Origin of the sequence: Actinomyces naeslundii (assembly GCF_001956585.1) — a bacterium.
GTDB classification, from domain to species: Bacteria; Actinomycetota; Actinomycetes; order Actinomycetales; family Actinomycetaceae; genus Actinomyces; species Actinomyces naeslundii.
The window spans coordinates 14,327-31,661 of the sequence record NZ_MSRR01000028.1 but is presented as its reverse complement, the minus strand read 5'-3'; the positions used below and the strand labels follow the sequence as shown (position 1 = coordinate 31,661).

Annotated in this window: 15 protein-coding genes; 4 read left to right on the top strand and 11 right to left on the bottom strand. The window is 68.7% G+C overall.

The genetic code is table 11. From position 1 onward, the window contains the following. Positions 1 to 66 precede the first annotated feature (66 nt). Positions 67 to 1,146, bottom strand: a complete 1,080-nt coding sequence (gene hrcA, locus BKH33_RS11585; protein WP_003783993.1) for a heat-inducible transcriptional repressor HrcA — start codon at positions 1,144 to 1,146, stop codon at positions 67 to 69. Positions 1,147 to 1,356: 210 nt separating this feature from the next. On the opposite strand from hrcA, the gene BKH33_RS11580 reads away from it, so the two are divergent. Then, positions 1,357 to 2,439 carry a DUF3097 domain-containing protein gene (locus BKH33_RS11580; RefSeq protein ID WP_076142761.1) on the top strand — a complete coding sequence of 361 codons (1,083 nt, stop codon included), beginning with the start codon at positions 1,357 to 1,359 and terminating at the stop codon, positions 2,437 to 2,439. 72 nt (positions 2,440 to 2,511) lie between these two features. On the opposite strand, the gene BKH33_RS11575 is transcribed toward BKH33_RS11580, so the two are convergent. The 5 genes from BKH33_RS11575 to BKH33_RS11555 all read right to left on the bottom strand — a co-directional run bounded on the left by BKH33_RS11575 (position 2,512) and on the right by BKH33_RS11555 (position 7,523). Beyond that, the gene (locus BKH33_RS11575) at positions 2,512 to 3,126 is read right to left on the bottom strand and encodes a VOC family protein (RefSeq protein WP_003784364.1); all 615 of its coding nucleotides are present in this window, start codon (positions 3,124 to 3,126) and stop codon (positions 2,512 to 2,514) included. 97 nt (positions 3,127 to 3,223) lie between these two features. Then, entirely contained in the window at positions 3,224 to 4,645 is a 1,422-nt protein-coding gene (locus tag BKH33_RS11570) for a sodium:proton antiporter (protein ID WP_003784362.1), read from the bottom strand. A 133-nt stretch (positions 4,646 to 4,778) separates the two neighbouring features. After that, complete coding sequence (gene hemH, locus BKH33_RS11565; protein ID WP_076142760.1) at positions 4,779 to 5,822, bottom strand: ferrochelatase; 1,044 nt, start codon at positions 5,820 to 5,822, stop codon at positions 4,779 to 4,781. Between the two features lie 168 nt (positions 5,823 to 5,990). Next, on the bottom strand, positions 5,991 to 6,623 hold the full coding sequence (locus BKH33_RS11560; protein WP_043539309.1) for a DUF2189 domain-containing protein: 633 nt from the start codon (positions 6,621 to 6,623) through the stop codon (positions 5,991 to 5,993). Between the two features lie 468 nt (positions 6,624 to 7,091). Continuing rightward, positions 7,092 to 7,523 (bottom strand): MarR family winged helix-turn-helix transcriptional regulator, encoded by a 432-nt coding sequence (locus BKH33_RS11555; RefSeq protein WP_043539311.1) that lies wholly within the window; start codon positions 7,521 to 7,523, stop codon positions 7,092 to 7,094. Between the two features lie 66 nt (positions 7,524 to 7,589). Between BKH33_RS11555 and BKH33_RS11550 the strand changes: the two genes are divergently transcribed. After that, a complete protein-coding gene (locus BKH33_RS11550; RefSeq protein WP_003783015.1) occupies positions 7,590 to 7,961 on the top strand; it encodes a VOC family protein in 372 nt (123 codons plus the stop codon). Between the two features lie 426 nt (positions 7,962 to 8,387). Here the strand turns inward: BKH33_RS11550 and hemW are convergent, their stop codons facing one another. The 5 genes from hemW to lepA all read right to left on the bottom strand — a co-directional run bounded on the left by hemW (position 8,388) and on the right by lepA (position 14,845). After that, positions 8,388 to 9,662 carry a radical SAM family heme chaperone HemW gene (gene hemW, locus BKH33_RS11540; RefSeq protein WP_003783023.1) on the bottom strand — a complete coding sequence of 425 codons (1,275 nt, stop codon included), beginning with the start codon at positions 9,660 to 9,662 and terminating at the stop codon, positions 8,388 to 8,390. After that, positions 9,659 to 10,978, bottom strand: coding sequence for an MFS transporter (locus tag BKH33_RS11535; protein ID WP_003783038.1), 1,320 nt, complete (start codon positions 10,976 to 10,978; stop codon positions 9,659 to 9,661). Before BKH33_RS11535 ends, hemW begins: the two co-directional genes overlap by 4 nt. Beyond that, positions 10,975 to 11,985 (bottom strand): tRNA (guanosine(46)-N7)-methyltransferase TrmB, encoded by a 1,011-nt coding sequence (gene trmB, locus BKH33_RS11530; RefSeq protein WP_003783014.1) that lies wholly within the window; start codon positions 11,983 to 11,985, stop codon positions 10,975 to 10,977. The genes BKH33_RS11535 and trmB overlap by 4 nt, the downstream gene beginning before the upstream one ends. A 76-nt stretch (positions 11,986 to 12,061) precedes the next feature. Then, the gene (locus tag BKH33_RS11525) at positions 12,062 to 12,886 is read right to left on the bottom strand and encodes an MOSC domain-containing protein (protein ID WP_003783008.1); all 825 of its coding nucleotides are present in this window, start codon (positions 12,884 to 12,886) and stop codon (positions 12,062 to 12,064) included. A gap of 75 nt (positions 12,887 to 12,961) precedes the next feature. Further along, complete coding sequence (gene lepA / locus BKH33_RS11520) at positions 12,962 to 14,845, bottom strand: translation elongation factor 4 (protein ID WP_003783029.1); 1,884 nt, start codon at positions 14,843 to 14,845, stop codon at positions 12,962 to 12,964. Between the two features lie 193 nt (positions 14,846 to 15,038). Between lepA and BKH33_RS11515 the strand changes: the two genes are divergently transcribed. Both BKH33_RS11515 and BKH33_RS11510 read left to right on the top strand, forming a co-directional pair. Next, positions 15,039 to 15,527, top strand: coding sequence for an SNARE-associated domain-containing protein (locus BKH33_RS11515; protein WP_003783034.1), 489 nt, complete (start codon positions 15,039 to 15,041; stop codon positions 15,525 to 15,527). Between the two features lie 146 nt (positions 15,528 to 15,673). Beyond that, positions 15,674 to 17,272 carry a S8 family peptidase gene (locus tag BKH33_RS11510; protein ID WP_232621447.1) on the top strand — a complete coding sequence of 533 codons (1,599 nt, stop codon included), beginning with the start codon at positions 15,674 to 15,676 and terminating at the stop codon, positions 17,270 to 17,272. The last annotated feature ends 63 nt before the right edge of the window (positions 17,273 to 17,335 follow it).

Genomic DNA, 17,335 nt, shown 5'->3' with positions numbered 1-17,335 from the left:
TTGCGGTGGTTGTCTGGTGACGTGCTTGGATGAATGGCTCTGGGGCGGGACCCGCCCGGCCGGCTCCTAGGTCTCCGGCGGGGACAGGAACCTGGACAGGTAGCGGGCCACGGCCCGCACGGCGGTCATGGTGGCCGGGTAGTCCATGCGGGTGGGGCCGATGACCCCGAGGTGGGCGACGGCCTCACCGGTTCCCGGCCCGTAGGTGGTGGTGACGACGGAGGCCTCGGCCAGGGCGTCGTCGTTGTTCTCCGAGCCGATGCTCACGCGCATCCGGTTCTCGCCGGCCGGGGCGTCATCGGTAAACAGGCGCAGCAGCACCACCTGCTCCTCAATGGCGTCCAGGAGGGGCCCCAGGGAGGAGAAGTCCGGTGTGGAGCGAGCCAGGTTCGCGGTCCCGGCGACGACGAGCCGCTCCTCGGCGTCGGGGCGCAGCGCGGCGATGAGCTCGTCGGTCACGGCATCGAGCAGGTGTCGCTCGTCGGCGGAGGCCTGCTCGGCCAGGGCTGCGAGGACGGGGCCGACGTCGGCGGCGCGGCGGCCCACGAGGGCACCGTTGAGGCGGGTGCGCAGGCGTTCGAGGACGAGGGGGTCGACGACGTCGGAGATGTCGAAGCCGGGCTCATGACGGCCTCCCGAGCCGGCCCGGGTCCTGAGGGGCACGGTGCGCTGGTCGACGCGGCCGGTGTCGGTGATGATGACCAGCAGGATGCGCTCGGGCCCCAGGGCCACGAGCTCGAGGTGCTGGAGGGCTGCGTACCTGAGGCTGGGGTACTCGACGACGGCGAGCTGCCCGGTCAGCTGGGCCAGGGCCCGCACGGTACGGGCCACCACCTGCTCCAGGTCGACCGCCCCGGACAGGAGAGCGGTGATGGCTGCACGCTCGGGAGCGGACAGGGGCTTGATGCGGGCGACCTCATCGACGAAGAGCCGGTAGCCCTTCTGGGTGGGCACGCGCCCGGCCGACGTGTGCGGCTGGTGGATGTAGCCCTCGTCCTCCAGGGCCGCCATGTCGTTGCGGATGGTGGCCGGGGAGACGCCCAGGCGGTAGCGCTCCACGAGGGCCTTGGAGCCCACGGGCTCACGCGTGCGCACGTAGTCGGTGACGATGGCGGACAGGACCTTGAGCCGTCGGTCGTTGGCCATGGGTCCTCCTCTCCCTCGTCAGTGCCGGGTCACGGTCGTCACGGTTTCGGTGCCGGTCATGTACTGGTCCAGTGCCGGCGCAGTGATGTGGTGCGGCTGTCCGCCGCGCCGGCTCGTACGGGCGAGCGATTAGCACTCACTCCTCGTGAGTGCCATCCTACGCCGTGGCCCGGCGGGTCCAGCGCCTCCAGGCCGTGAGTTTCCCCTACCGTGCCGAGGGTGAACACGCCCGCCCCGTACCGCTCCCCCGTTCCCGGTTCGACAGCCGCCCGCCGCGCCGCCCTGAGAGCCCGAGCCGAGGCCGAGCAGAAGCAGCAGGCGCAGGGCGCCCCGACCGGCTCGCGCTCCCGCGCGGCTCGCGGTGCGGCTGCGAAGGCGCCCGCTGCCCGGAGGCCGTCGTCGAGCGACCGCTACGGCGGGGACGTCCTGTCGGTGAACCCGCACCGAACGGGGCCCGGTGCCGTACGTCCGGAGTCGGTGCACGTGCCGGTGACTCCGGGCCTGGTGGTTGAGGACCGGCAGACCGGGTTCGTCGGCGCCGCGGTGGCGGTGGAGAAGTCAGGCGGTCAGCACGTCGTGGTCCTGGAGGACCGCCACGGCACGCGACGAGGTTTCGCCCTGGGGCCGGGGTTCTGGATCGAGGGCCGCCCGGTGATCCTGGACCCGCCGGTGGCGCGTAGGCGCAGGCCCACCGGCCCGGTGAGCGCCGCCGGGAGGCGGTTGACGGCGTCGGGCTCCTACGCCGTCGAGGGAGAGCGGGCCAAGGTGGCGCGTGCCTCGCGCATCTGGGTGGAGGGCAAGCACGACGCCGAGCTGGTGGAGAAGGTCTGGGGTGACGACCTGCGCCACGAGGGCGTTGTCGTGCTCATGCTCGACGGCGTCGACAACCTCGAGGAGGTCATGGCCGAGTTCGGCCCGGCCCCCGAGCGGCGGGCCGGGGTCCTCGTGGACCATCTGGTGGCCGGATCCAAGGAGTCGCGGATCGCCCAGCGGGTGGCCGAGATGCCCGGTGGGGAGAACGTGCTGGTCCTGGGTCACCCGTACGTGGATGTGTGGCAGGCGGTCAAGCCGGCCCGGGTGGGGCTGGAGCGCTGGCCGGAGGTCCCGCGGGGCACCGACATCAAGCACGGCACTCTGGAGGCACTGGGCTGGCCTCACGCCTCGCAGGCCGACGTCGCCCGCGGATGGCAGCGCATCCTGGCGACGGTGCGCTCCTACAAGGACCTCGAACCGAGCCTGTTGGGGCGGATGGAGGAGCTCATCGACTTCGTCACCGCCCCCGGCACGCACTGAGGAGTCACCGACGAATCACCGCGGAGCCACCGAGGAGCCACGGTCCTCAACGCAGAGCTCTCACGGAGAGTCTTACAGGACACTGCCGTCGTCGAAAGTCACCGTCATGGCCTGCCCGGGTTCCATGAGCTCGAGCCGATCGTCTTCGCTCAGCCTGAGGACGGTGTCCCGTTTGCGCTCGGGCATCGGGTAGGCGACGTGGGTGATGGAGCCGATCCCATTGGGGTGGGTGAAGCCCTGGGGTCTGGGGTCGGTGCTGAAGTGGCTCATGAGGAACGGCAGGTCGACGTCGTCGGGGAAGAAGACCTCGTAGCGCAGCTCCCGCCCGTGGGGGTCCACGCGCTTGGGCTTGAGGCGCAGGCCCTTGCCGTTCAGCAGGGTCGTCCCCTCCTCCAGCTCGGAGGCATCGCCCTCGAGGCACAGGCCGCACAACCCCTCGGGGCCTCGGTCCCAGGACAGGAAACGGCGAGCCGCGCCCCCACGCGGGCCGAGCGCGAGCAGGCGCCCCAGGAGCGGCGGCATGCCTGTGCGGGCCAGGAGCTCCAGGTAGGGGCCGGAGGAGAAGTAGATGAGCGCGTTGTAGGGACGCTTCACCGTGCCGTACTCGACGGCGAAGCCCCTGGCCTCGAAGTCGGCCACGGCCCGAGAGAGGTCCTTGACCTTGTAGATGACGTGTCCCAGCTGCACGCGCTCAGGCTACGCACACGTAATCCGGGAGGGAACCCGCCCTTGCGAGGGCGGATGCGACTGGTGGACCGGCAGTCGGACAGCCGGCTCAGTCGGCTCAGTCGTCCGGGCCCTCGGACTGGTCGGCCAGGGCCAGACGGCGGGACCGGGACAGCAGACGGGCGTCGAGCGCCAGCAGCCCCACGGTGAGCACCCCGCCCAGGACCTTCCACAGGACGCCCGGGGCGATGAAGAGCAGGACCATGGCCGCAATGACCGGCACCAGGTGCTTCATGGAGCGCCCCACGTAGCCGCCGAAGCTGGGCATCTCGACGCCGTCGGACTCGGCCACGGACTTGACCATGAAGTTCGGGCCGTTGCCGATGTAGGTGATGGCGCCGCACAGGACCGCCCCCAGCGCGATGGACACGAGGTAGAGCTCGGGGACCCCGGCCACGTCAGCACCGCCGGGATGAGCGACCTGACCGGCCATCTCGAAGAAGGTGGCGTAGGTGGGGGCGTTGTCCAGGACGGAGGAGAGCCCGCCGGTGAAGACGAAGAAGGTGACCTCGTTGAGCGGCAGCGAGCCGGCCACCTCGTCGAGGTAGTGCAGTGCCGGGATCATGGTGAGGAAGATGCCGATGAAGAGGATGCCGACCTCGGCAATGGGGTCCCAGGTGAACTGGTTGTCCTTGAAGCGGACCTCGCGGCTTCCCAGGAAGTAGGAGCCGGCCGCGGCGGCGAGCATGATGAGCTCGCGCACGGGGATCCAGTCGCCCAGGGCGGCATGTCCCTCCTCGATGGCGTGGACGTCGACGGAGGGGGCGAAGGCGACGGCGGCGATGATGGCGGCGAAGAAGACGAAGTTGAGCGCGCCCTTCAGGCCGAGCGGCTCGATCTCGGTGTCGTCGTCGTGCACGGCCTTGGCCGGCTCCTGGGAGTAGTAGTAGGAGTCCAGCGCGTAGTAGCTCACCAGCAGCATGATGTTGACGAAGAGGTACTCGCGCAGCAGGTTGAAGGTCCAGGTGAAGGGCACCCCGCGCAGGAAGCCCAGGAACAGGGGCGGGTCACCCAGGGGCGTGAGCAGGCCGCCGCAGTTGGCCACGATGAAGATCGTGTAGAGCACCGTGTGCACCCGGTAGTGACGTTCCTTGTTGGTGGCCAGCAGGGGCCGGATGAGGAGCATGGCGGCGCCGGTGGTACCGACGAAGGACGCGATGGTCCCGCCGATGGCCAGGAAGATCGTGTTGTTGCGGGGAGTGGCCCGGATGTCGCCCTTGAGGAAGATGCCCCCGGAGACGACGAACAGGGCCAGCAGCAGGCAGATGAACTGGAAGTACTCCACCACAGCGGCGAAGACGACCTCCCAGCCACCGAGGACCCACATCCAGGCGGCCACCGGCACACCCAGGCCCACGGCGACGAGCAGCTGGCTGGAGTGCCTCTCCCACCAGTGGGCCGTGGCCGGAATCAGCGGTAGGACGGCGATACAGGCGAGCATGCCCGCAAAGGGCAGGACGGACCACCACTCAAGATGCACGGCGACTTCCTCACAGAATCGGGGTTGTTCACGTCACCATACCGTCCCGAGCATCAGTTTCCCCGGCGAGGGCCTGTGGTCTCTCGTGCTGAGACCGACCTTCGGGGCCGACGCCGCAGAGAGGGAGGCCGACTCAGATCCAGCCGGCCAGCACGTTTCGGGCCTGCTCAGCCAAGGTGGCGATGGCGCCGTCGGAGTCGTTGCCCCAGGGGATGTAGTGGAAGGTGCCGCCCCCGGCAGTGGTGAAGGTCTCGCGGTTGAGCTGGTTGATCTCCTCAAGAGTCTCCAGGCAGTCGGAGACGAAGCCGGGACAGATGACATCGAGGCGGGGGCAGCCGGCGCGCCCCAGCTCGCCGACCGCATCGATAGTGGCCGGTCCGATCCAGGCGGCGGGTCCGAAGACGGACTGAAAGGTGAGCTGGGCGAGCCCGTCGGGCAGGTTGAGCCGCTGCGAGAGGAGCTCAACAGTGCGCTCGCACTCGGCTCGGTAGGGGTCCCCGGCGTCGTGCATGGCCTGGGGGATGGAGTGAAAGGACAGCAGCAGGCGCTCGCCGGCAGCCGGGTCAGGGCGACCGTGAACCCGCCAGTGCTTTTCCAGGGCGGTGGCGAGAGCCTCGATGTAGGCCGGGGCGGTCTCGAAGGACCGGACGGTGCGCAGCTCGGGCTGGTTGCGGGAGGCCAGGATGAATCGGGCGGCCTCGTCGACGACGGTGCCGGCCGAGGAGGCGGCGTACTGCGGGTAGAGCGGGAGGAGGGCGATCCGGCGGCAGCCGGCCTCCATGAGCTCGTCCATGACATGCCGCAGGGCCGGCTGCCCGTAGCGCATGGCGATCCGGACCTGGACCGACTCGCCGAACTCCTGCTGGAGCAGCTCGCCCTGTCGCTCGCTGTAGTGCATGAGCGGGGAGCCGGAGCGGCTGGTCTCCTCACCCGGACGCCAGACGGTGGCGTACTTCGCAGCCGAGGCCCGGGGACGCACCCGCAGGATGATGCCTTCCAAAACGGGACGCCACAGGAGGGGGTGCGTCTCGACGACGCGGCGGTCGGAGAGGAACTCCCGCAGGAAGGAGCGGACGGCTCTGGGACGTGGTTCGGCCGGGGTGCCGAGGTTTGCCAGGATGAGGGCGGGGCGCTCGTCCGCATCACGCGGGTCGAGGGCGGCAGGGCTCGAGGGCACGGAAGTCCTTGCGACGGGCAGGGTGGCGATTGGGAATGACGACGTCGATCGGCGTCGGCCTCACTCTAGCCGAACGGGGATGCCCTCCGGATCACAACAAGTCTGCGCCCCGCAGGCCAGAGCATGCGGGGCGCAGACGAAGGGTGGCAACAGGGACGACGGGACAGGTCAGCGAACGACGTCGTAACCCTGGATACGCACGTAGGAATAAGCGCTGAGGAGCGCCACCAGCGGCACCGTCACAAGCCAACCGATCAGTGTGATCCCACCGAGGATGTAGAGACCGACACCGGTCAGAGCGAAGGGGAAGAGCTCTCCGACATGGCTGGACAGGGTTGCCCATGACGCCTTCATTCCCGCGATGCCGTCCACGCCCTTATCCACGGTGAAGTAGACAGCATAGTAGAGGAGGAAGGCGACGATGAATCCCGGAATGATGCACAGGAGTAAACCGACCAAAGTGGCGAGCGTACTCAGAAGTACCGCTAAAATACCTGCCCCCAAGTTCGGGAAGGAGAAGAGGTCACTCCACTCCAAAGGCCGACCAGATGCCACCTTGAGCGAAATGTTTGCGATCACAATGGGTGCAAACAGTCCAACAACAAAGGAGATGACGTTACCGAAAGGAATTCCCGTACTGAAACCATATTCCTGGTCACCGACGGTGAAGTGGGCATCGAATCCAGCTCTTGAGAGAATAGTCCACAGACCGATCCCAACAGTGAGAATGAGCGCGTTGTCCTTGAACTTGGACCAAGCCCAGGAAAAGCCGTCACCGACACTCATCGGCACGCCGCCCATCGCACCTCCCGGATAGGGAGGCACCCCTCCCCCGGCGCCCATGCCGGGCTGAGGACCATAACCCGGGGCCGTACCGGGTTGCGCCCCGTAGCCCGGAATATCTCCTGGCTGAGCTCCATAACCGGGCTGCTGACCTACATCAGGCTGGGCCCCATACCCGGGTGGCGGACCATAGCCTGGAGCGCCGCCAGCCTGGGGATCATAACCGGGCTGCGCCCCGTAGCCAGGGGCACCCGCACCCTGAGGGATGCCACCGTGCTGGGAACCGTCGTCTGGGTAACCTGGATACTGCGGAGTAGTCATCCAGCCAGGTTGTCACCACCCCCTGAAATCCTCCTGGACGCGCTCCGACCGAGGGAGATCTTGAGCAACCCGAAGCCGGTCGACGACCACAATGACCTCCCTCCCGCTCCAGGCCACATTCCCCAGCCCGCCACTTCTCCGGCCTTCCACCCCACGACGTCAGCATCATTCCTCAAGCGCGGCGACGCAGGCTGAGAGCGCCTCCCGCACCGTACGCAGCTGAGACTCGCTGAGAGGCGCGATCATGACCCGCTCGACCTCCACCGTCACCCTCGCCGCCTCCTTGAGGAGACTCCGCCCTGCGGGGGTGAGCTGCAGAGGCAGTGCACGACCAGAAGACGCCTGGGCCGCACGCTGAGCCAGACCTCGATCCACTAAGGCACGCAGGAGCGTGCTCATGGTCTGGCGGGTCACGAAGGCCTCCCTGGCGAGGTCGGAGGTTGAGGCACCCGGTGCGCGACCGAGCAGCTCGAGGCAGAGGTACTGCGGAGCACTCAGCCCCAGAGGGCGGAGCGCCTCGTCCATACGCGTTCGAAGCACAGCCTGAACATGCTTGAGCTGGTAACCGAGAAGCTCCCTGGGGTCGTCTTGACTCATGACAGTATTCTGACATACTCTCAATATGTCAGAAACCTGACATACATTGTCTGAGAGGAGACCACTGTGACCGTCACCGGTCCTGACTTCATCGCCCTGCAGGTGAGCGACCTCGAGCGTTCCGCGGAGTTCTACGAGAACGCCCTGGGGCTGCGACGCGCCCCGGCCTCACCTCCTGGCGCCGTCCTGTTCACCACAGCGCCGATCCCCTTCGCGGTTCGAGAGCCCTTTCCCGGGGTAGACCTCTCCGAAACCCCTCGTCCCGGTCTCGGGGTGGCGCTCTGGCTGCACTGCGACGCGGTTCAGGAGCTGCATGACTCACTCAAGGCCTCAGGAGCTGCGATCCTGACTCATCCCGCTCCCAGTCCCTTCGGCCGCACCTTCACCTTCGCCGATCCGGACGGCTACGCCATTACCGTTCACGAGAAGGAGTCGTGACCAGAACCGTTGACGCCGACGAAAGGCAAAATGGGCCCTGGTGGCCATACCGGCTACGCACCGGCGTACAGGCCGAGCCCGACACGGTAGGAAGGAAGCTTGCAGGCGAGATATCGAGTGGCAGAGGCTGGTGCGAGAGGTTTCGCTTGATGTCCTGCGCACACTGCCGGGCGGGAGCGACGTAGCACCAAAACTACGCTTCGGCCACGTGGAGCTGTCGCCTGAGCTGTTCCAAGCGATCCAGGAGTACATGCTGTCAGTCAGCGATAGCGATCAAGCACCTGAACCCTGGCAAACATCACTGACGCTGTCGTCAATGACAAACCGCTCGAGCCAGCCACCATCGGAGCCGCACGACTGGGATTCCTTTTAGTGTGGATCCGACGTCGCTCAATCTACCGGGCCTTTGGATCGGCAAGCGCCGACTCACTGGGTCAGGGCGCGGGTGACGGTGTCTGCCATGAGGCGGCCGCGCAGGGTGAGGACTGCTCGGCCCCTCATGGCCGCGCCTGCGTCGAGCAGCCCATCGGCCACGAGACCGGCCACGACGGGCACCAGGTGCGGCGGTGTGGCCCCGACGTCGTCGGACGAGGACACTGAGGCGCCCCCGAGGCTCGCCAGCGCAATGCCCTCACGCAGGCGGATGCCCAGCATGATCCGCTCCAGCTCGCGCGAGCCCGCGTCGATGACCTCGTGCCCGGCCACGGGCAGGTGACCGGTGGAGATCTGTCCGGCCCAGGCGACCGGGTGCTTGGTGTTCCACAGACGCACATCACCCAGGTGGGAGTGGGCACCGGGCCCGGCGCCCCACCAGTCCCAGTCGAGCCAGTAGGCCTGGTTGTGTCGGCACTCGGCGCCCGGGCGCGCCCAGTTGGAGATCTCGTACCACTCATAGCCGGCCCGGCGCAGGGCGGCATCGGCCATCTCGTACTTGGTGGCCTCGTCGTCGTCCTCGGGCATCGGCAGCTCTCCGCGACGGACCTGTCCCCACATCCTGGTGCCCTCCTCGATGACCAGGGCGTAGGCGCTCACGTGGTCCGGACCGATCCGGGTCACCGCATCCAAAGAACGCTGCCAGTCCTCCAGCGACTCCCCCGGCGCCCCGTAGATGAGGTCCAGGGAGGTGCTCAGGCCCGCCCGCCGTGCCCAGTCCACCACGCGGGGCACCCGGGCGGGCTCGTGGGTGCGCTCCAGGACCTTCAGCACGTGAGGCACGGCCGACTGCATCCCGAAGGAGACCCGGGTGAAGCCGCCTCCCGCCAGGGCCACCAGGTCCGCCTCGTCCACGGAGTCCGGGTTGGCCTCGGTGGTCACCTCCGCATCCGGTGCAAGGCCGAAGCACTCGCGCACCAGCTCCAGCATGGTCACCAGGTCGGAGGCGGGCAGCATGGTGGGGGTTCCCCCGCCCACGAAGACGGTCTGGGCCGGACGCACCGGCAGGCCCACAGTGTCCATGGCACGGCGGACGTCGCGAAGCTCGCCGGCAAGAGTTCCCAGGAAGTCCTCTACCGAGGCACCCTGCCCCATGGTCAGGTTCGTGTAGGTGTTGAAGTCGCAGTAGCCGCAACGCACCCGGCAGTAGGGCACGTGCAGGTACACCGAGAACGGGCGTGCACTCCCATCCGGCGCGGGCGCGGCCACCTGAGCGGGCAGCTCACCCGCTCCCGGCAGGGGCTCGCCCACCGGCTGGGCCGGGCTCACTCGGTACCGCCTTGAGCCTCGGGCCGCTCGTCGCCGCCCTCCAAAACGCCGGCAGGAACGGCCGTCTCAGGTCTGCCGTCGTCGCCTGCGCGGGCCGCGATCTGGGCGCACACGGTCATGAGCACCACGACCCCCGTCACCATGGCGAAAGGGGCCATCCAGCCGCCACTGCGCTCATGGACCCAGCCCATCACCACGGGTCCCACCGCGGCCACGCAGTAGCCGGTCGTCTGGATGAGAGCGGTTGTCCGGCGGTTCTCGTCAACAGACTCCGAGCGGCGGATGACCAGCGTGAACAGCGCGGCGAAGAAGGCGCCCTGCGCAATGCCGGAGAGCATGCAGGGCACCAGCCAGTAGCCGGGAGCCACGACAAGGCAGACCGGCAGGGTGAGCCAGCAGGCGCAGATGACGCCGAGTGCCCGGCTTGCCGGCCACCGCAGCACCTCGAACATGACCGGAACCAGCAGGGGCCCCACGATTCCCAGCAGGGAGAACACGGAGGCGGCCACGCCCGCGCCGGCCTCGCTCATGGCGAGCTCATCGACCAGGGCCGTGGGCAGCCAGCCCGAGACCGCGTAGTAGGAGAAGGTCTGGGCGGCGAAGGCCACGGCCATCACCCAGGTCAGCGGACGTCTCCAGACGGCGGCACCACTCGACGACGTCGGCCGGGCCAGGGAGCGCTCCGTCACCCAGGAGGTCATCCCCGATCGCTCCCGCAGGCTCTGCCTGGGCGCCTGGCTGCCGGGCGGAAAGACCCACAGCCACATGGCACCGGCCAGCAGCACCGGGATCGCTGTCCACGCAGCGGCAGAGCCCTGCCAGCCGATGACAAGGGCCAGCGGCACCGCCAGGGCGGTGGCCGCGGTGACGATGACGTTGCAGGTGGAGGAGTACAGGCCGCTCATGAGCGACGTGCGGTGCCAGAAGTCGCGGCCGATGACCATGGGAGCCACCAGGTTTCCCATCGTCAGCCCGGCCCCGATGATGACGGTTCCGGCGAAGGCCGCCCAGGTGGTGCCGGCCGAGCGCAGCAGCGCCCCGGTCAGCGCCATGGTCAGGGTGAGCAGACCCGCGGTGTTGATGCCGACACGGCGAACCACCATCGAGGCCAGCGGCGTGAGCAGCCCGAAGCACAGGATCGGCACCGAGGTCAGCGCGCCGCGGGCCACCTCCCCCATGCCCAGGTCCTGCCCCAAGCGCGTCAGCAGGGGCGGGATGACGCCGACCGGCGCCCGCAGCACCGCGCAGAAGCCCAGGAAGCCGGCGACGATGACCATGAGCCAGGCGCGGCGGGGCAGCCTGGCAGCAGCACTCACGGTCGGTCCGCCGGGTGCAGCAGACCGTCGCCACGCCCCTCACGCAGGCGCCAGGGCTGGGACTCCAGATGGTCCCAGGCCTGGCCCTCGGCCTCGAGCCGCTCCAGCATGGAGGCACCCCGTTCTGGGATCCAGGCCACCTCGGTGCGCACAGCGGTCAGATCGCGGATCGTGCGCCCGGCGTCCAGGCCCCGCTGCTCGAAGCGGGTCATCACCCGCCCCTCGTAACGGGATGACCAGCCACCGCGCACGCCCGCTGGGGAGCCCGGGTCCAGGCCGTTGCCCAGGCTGCCGTCCTCAGCGGTCTCGGCCCCCAGGTCGGGGTGGGCGCCGGCGTCGTCGTGTCGGAAGTAGGGCAGGGTCGCGTCGGGCCTCAAGCCGGCGGGCAGGGCCGCCACGTCCTCGACGACGTCACGCATCTGCCAGGCGTAGTCGGCCCAGTCGGTGGCCAGGCGCCACATGCCGCCGGGACGCAGCACCCGCGCCACCGAGTCTGCGAAGGCGGTGGTCACCAGGCGGCGCTTGCGATGGCGGGGCTTGCGCCAGGGGTCGGGGAAGAAGACCCACACCTCGCTGGCACAGGACACCGGCAGGGCCGTGGCCAGCAGCTGGGAGGCGTCGGCCGGAACCACGCGCACGTTGTGCAGGCCCTGGCGGTGGATGGAGGTCACCAGACGGGCGATCGCCGTCTCCCAGACCTCCACCGCCAGGTAGTCCGCGCCCGGATGGGCGGCCGCGTGAGCCAGCAGCGCCTCGCCGCTGCCCGAGCCGACCTCGATGATGAGGGGCCGCACCTGCCCGACGTGCCCGAAGAGCCGGTCCGGCTCCAGGCGGAAGCTCGGGGACACGGTGCGCACGGCGTCGGCCCGGGGCACGTTGACGACGTAGCGGGGGCCGAGCTCGGCCAGGGCCTCGGCCTGGACGGGACGCAGCCTGCCGCCGGCACGGGAGAAGGAGCGCACCCGCGAGTGGATGGCGTGGGAGCGGGGCGGGTGGTGCTGAGCCATGCGGAGCCTTGGGTCCTTTACTTCTGTGACGTCTCGATACCGTCTGCCTGGTGCCGGCTGGTGCTGAGCAACGTCGTCAACCGACCTGCTCGTGGGCGGCGGCGCTCACGTACTTCCTGGTGAAGGGCGCGATGACGCAGTTGCCGAAGATCTCGGAGTTGAGCAGCCCTTGGGCGTCGCGCGGGTCGTGGTGGGCGAACCAGCGCCGACAGGTGACCCGGTGGCCCGGGGAGGAGACCATGCGCACCTCGTCGCCGGCCTGCACCACGCCCTCATTGAGCACCGCGAGGTAGACGCCCACCCGGTTGCGCGCGGAGAAGACCTCCACCCAGTCCGCCCGGCCGACACCTCGGGCGAAGGTGGCGCACGGGTTGCGCACGCCGGTCACCCTGACCCGCAGTCCTCCGGCGGAGGGGTCGCCGAGGGACAGGATCGCGCCGATCTCGACGTCGTCGATATCGCCCTCGATGAGGAGGTTCTCCCCCAGCCTGCCCGGCTCGATACCGCCCAGGACCTGCGACCAGTGGCGCTGCTCAGCGGCGCTCATGACGTAGAGGGCCTTGTCGGCGCCACCGTGGTGGGCGCGGTCCCCGTGCTCGTCGGTGAGGATGCCGGTCCGGCCGACCTCGACCGGCCCGTCGACGGCGCCCTTGTGGATCGCCGAGACGCCCGCCGGGCCGGCGTCGGGCCGCAGCCGCTGGACGGTGCACACGGCACTGACGGTTCCCACCAGGTCGCCGTCGTGGAACGGGGAGGGCTCGTCGCGGTGGCGGCCGTCAGCACCCGCGTGCGGCTCCCCCAGGACCCGGGCCAGCTCGCGGGTGAGGGCCAGGCCGGAGCCGTCGTCGCTCAAGGCCGCCTCGACCGCGCCGTCCGGGTTCCTCCCTGTCATGTCGGCCATGTCGGTGTTCATCCTTCCCTGGTCCGTGTGTCCTTGCCTTGAGTCGTCCTGACCGTACCCGTCTGCCGCTCGCCGTTACTTGCCGGGCTTGGCGCCGGTGGGCGTGTCGGCGCCGAGGGCCGCGATGAAGGCCTCCTGGGGCACCTCGACGCGGCCGATGGCCTTCATGCGCTTCTTGCCCTCCTTCTGCTTCTCCAGCAGCTTGCGCTTGCGGGTGATGTCGCCGCCGTAGCACTTGGCGAGCATGTCCTTGCGCAGGGCCCGGATGGTCTCGCGGGCGATGACCCGGGTGCCGATGGCCGCCTGCACGGGCACCTCGAACTGCTGGCGCGGGATGAGGTCCTTGAGACGCTTGGTCATCATGACACCGTAGGAGTAGGCCGAGTCCCGGTGGACGATGGCGCTGAAGGCGTCCACCTTGTCCCCGTTGAGCAGGATGTCGACCTTGACCAGGTTGGCGTCCTGAGAGCCGTCCATCTCGTAGTCCAGAGAGGCGTAGCCGCGGGTGCGTGACTTCAGGGCGTCGAAGAAGTCGAAGACGATCTCCGCCAGCGGCAGCACGTAGTGCATCTCCACGCGGGACTCGGAGAGGTAGTCCATGCCCTGCATGGTGCCGCGACGCGACTGGCACAGCTCCATGACCGTGCCCACGAACTCGCTGGGGGTCAGGATCGTGGCCCGCACGACCGGCTCGGAGACGGAGGCGACCTTGCCCTCGGGGAACTCGCTGGGGTTGGTCACCGTGTGCACAGTGCGGTCCTCCATGGTCACCTCGTAGACCACGGAGGGGGCGGTGGAGATGATGTCCAGGTTGAACTCGCGCTCCAGGCGCTCACGGATGATCTCCAGGTGCAGCAGGCCCAGGTAGCCGCAGCGGAAGCCGAAGCCCAGGGCCACCGAGGTCTCCGGCTCGTAGGTCAGGGCCGCGTCGTTGAGCTTGAGCTTGTCCAGGGCATCGCGCAGGGCCGGGAAGTCCGAGCCGTCCACCGGGAACAGGCCGGAGAAGACCATCGGCTTGGGGTCCTGGTAGCCCGACAGCGGCTCGGCGGCCGGGGCCGCCGCGGAGGTGACCGTGTCACCGACCTTGGACTGGCGCACGTCCTTGACCCCGGTGATGAGGTAGCCGACCTCGCCGGCCCCCAGCCCCGCCGACGGCGTGGGCTCGGGGCTGATGACGCCGATCTCCAGCAGGTCGTGGACGGCCTCGGTGGAGAGCATCTCGATGCGCTCACGGGGCTTGAGGGCGCCGTCGACGACGCGCACGTAGGTGACCACGCCGCGGTAGGTGTCGTAGACGGAGTCGAAGATCATGGCGCGGGCCGGGGCGTCGGGGGCGCCGTGCGGGGCCGGGACGGTCTCGACGATCCGGTCGAGCAGCTCGGGCACGCCCTGTCCGGTCTTTCCGGAGACCTTGAGGACGTCGTCGACGTCGCAGCCGATGAGGGAGGCGATCTCCTCGGCGTGCCTCTCCGGCTCGGCGGCGGGCAGGTCGATCTTGTTGAGGACCGGGATGATGGTCAGGTCGCCCTCGATGGCCATGTAGAGGTTGGCCAGCGTCTGGGCCTGGATGCCCTGGGCGGCGTCGACCAGGAGGACCGCACCCTCGCAGGCGGCCAGCGAGCGGTTGACCTCGTAGGAGAAGTCGACGTGCCCGGGGGTGTCGATCATGTTGAGGGCGTAGGCCCGCGTGACGCCGTCGTCGCCCTCGAGGGCCCAGGGCATGCGCACCGCCTGGGACTTGATGGTGATGCCGCGCTCGCGCTCGATGTCCATACGGTCCAGGTACTGGGCGCGCATGTCGCGGGGCTGGACGACGCCGGTGGCCTGGAGCATGCGGTCGGCCAGGGTGGACTTGCCGTGGTCGATGTGCGCGATGATGCAGAAGTTGCGCAGCCGCGCCTGCTCGGTGGCGGCGGGCTGGACGCTGGTCATCTGCTCTGGTGTGGGGATCGGTGACACGGAGCTCGGTTCCTGACTCTTCCTCAAAACTGGCATGGGTCTGGCCTAAGTGTCCCACGCCTGCGGCCCCCTGCCCCAGCCCGCCGGGCCGCCCGCGGTGTGAGGTGCGGCCGCGCACCGGCCTCCCATGGTTCCCATGGGCGTAGGCGACTCCACAACCGGGCAGCGATCAGCTTAGGCTAGCCTTCCTCGCATGCTGGAACGGATCCACAGCCTGCCCTATCCCTGGGTCTTCCTGTTCTTCTGGTGCCTGGCCATGATGCGCTCGCACACCATGTACTGGATCGGTCGAGGCATCACCGCGGGCACCGCCCGCACCCGGTGGGTCTCGCTGATCGAGTCCCCCATGTACGCCCGCGCTCAGGCGTGGTCGGCCCGTTGGGGTGTGCTGGCCGTGCCGATGTCCTTCCTGACCGTCGGCCTGCAGAGCTTCATCCAGATCTCCACGGGCGTGGCCCGCATGCCGCTGCACCGTTACGCGGCGGCCACGGCCGCCGGGGCGATCGCCTGGGCGAGCGTCTACACGACCATCGGCATGGCGATCCTGACGGCCTGGATCACCGGCCCGATCGGCCGCATCGTCTGCCTCCTGACGGTCGCGGTCCTGGTGGTGATCGTTGTGATTCGTGGCGGTCGGGTCGTGCGCGACAACCAGGGCAGCAGGCGCGGCAAGCACCTCTGAACCAGCCAGACCTGTTCGCGGAACCTGCTGGGGAGACCTACCCACAGTCGCCGATGGGCCTGTGCCGCCGTTCCATGCCAGACTCGTCGCACTCCGGGCTCCCGACCACCCCAGCCCCGGGGCGTCCCCACCGAAAGTCTCTCCACATGGCTATGACCCTCAGCAGAAAACGCGTCCTGATCATCATTGCCGCCGCCATCGCGGTGGTCTCCGTCATCGCCGTCGGCCTGGTTCGTGCCGGAGTCCTCGGCGGCCGCGGCGCCTCCGCAGCGGCGTCGGCAACAGCCTCTGAACGCAGCCGCGCTGCCGCGAACGCCACCGAGCCCAGCGACCGCTTCATCATCTCCTACGCCGAGGGTTCGGGGGCGGCCAAGGTCATCGCCTCTGCGAAGGCCTACGGCGAGAACGTCCTCGACTCCCTGCCCGCCAAGGACAGGCAGGCACTGACCGCCGCAGCTGGAAAGTTCTCGGTCAAGCTGGAGTCCGTTACCGCTCACGCCATGAGCACGGCCGCCGTCAAGCTGAGTGACGAGCTCACCGTGGACCAGGTCAAGGACTTCATCTCCACGCTCGAGGCCGCCGACGGCATCGAGGCAGTCGAGCCCGACATGCACATGACCGCCCTGGACAACAGCTCCACCAAGGACAGCAACGTCCCCAACGATCCTTACTTCTCCGAGCAGTGGGACATGACCTCGAGATCCTACGGCATCAACGCCACCAACGCATGGTCGCAGTCCACCGGCAAGGGCATCACGGTCGCCGTCATCGACACCGGCATCCTGACCAACCATCCGGACATGGAGGGGCAGCTCCTGCCCGGCTACGACTTCATCTCCGACGCCGAGAGAGCCCGCGACAATGACGGCTACGACGCGGATCCATCCGACGAGGGCGACTGGGCCGAGCCGGGTGTCTGCCCTTCCAGAAGCGGAGCCAGCAAGGGCCAGAGCTCGAGCTGGCACGGCTCTCATGTGGCCGGCACCATCGCCGCACACACGAACAACAATGGTGGCGTAGCAGGTGTCGCCCCGGACACCAAGATCGTGCCCATCCGCGTCCTGGGCCGATGCGGTTCCACCAGCGCCGACACCATCGACGCCATCACCTGGGCCTCGGGGGGCGAGGTCAACGGCGTGCCGGTCAACAAGAACCCCGCCCGGATCATCAACATGAGCATGGGCGGCCCCGGTACCTGCCCCCGCTTCTACCAGAAGACCATCAATGCTGCCGTCGCACGCGGCGCAGTCATCGTCGCCGCAGCCGGAAACGAGGATCAGGACGCCAGTAAAGTCGCCCCTGCGAGCTGTGAGAACGTCGTCACCGTCGGCGCCTCCACGAACAACGGCGTCCGGTCCCCCTTCTCGAACTACGGCGCCAGCGTCGACATCTCCGCCCCCGGCGGCGACATGGATGTCGAGACCGGAATCCTGTCCCTGACCGACAAGTCCACAACAGCCCCGCAGGATTCCACCTACGCCACCATGGTGGGCACCAGCCAGGCAGCCCCGCACGTGGCTGGCACCATCGCGCTGATGCTGGCCGCCAACCCCGACCTGAAGACCGAGGAGATCGTCACCATACTTCAGGACACGGCCACGACAATGGCCGGATGCGACCGCGACTCCTGCGGCGCCGGTATTGTCAACGCAGCCTCCGCCGTGTCCCAGGTAACCGGCAAGAGCCCCAAGCCCAGTGCCACCCCCGTTGAGAGATCCCTGCGCCGCGGCAGCCGACGCGGATGAGCGTCTCATCCCTCGCCGACGATTTGGTCGCTTCATGACATCGTTCTACCCTCGGTGCCATGA

Bases quoted from the DNA above. Each gene is read 5' to 3' on its own strand.
- hrcA (WP_003783993.1), bottom strand. From the start codon at position 1,146: ATGGCCAACGACCGACGGCTCAAGGTCCTGTCCGCCATCGTCACCGAC.
- BKH33_RS11560 (WP_043539309.1), bottom strand. From the start codon at position 6,623: ATGGGCGGCGTGCCGATGAGTGTCGGTGACGGCTTTTCCTGGGCTTGG.
- BKH33_RS11555 (WP_043539311.1), bottom strand. From the start codon at position 7,523: ATGAGTCAAGACGACCCCAGGGAGCTTCTCGGTTACCAGCTCAAGCAT.
- trmB (WP_003783014.1), bottom strand. From the start codon at position 11,985: ATGGCTCAGCACCACCCGCCCCGCTCCCACGCCATCCACTCGCGGGTG.
- BKH33_RS11525 (WP_003783008.1), bottom strand. From the start codon at position 12,886: ATGGCCGACATGACAGGGAGGAACCCGGACGGCGCGGTCGAGGCGGCC.
- BKH33_RS11515 (WP_003783034.1), top strand. From the start codon at position 15,039: ATGCTGGAACGGATCCACAGCCTGCCCTATCCCTGGGTCTTCCTGTTC.
- BKH33_RS11510 (WP_232621447.1), top strand. From the start codon at position 15,674: ATGGCTATGACCCTCAGCAGAAAACGCGTCCTGATCATCATTGCCGCC.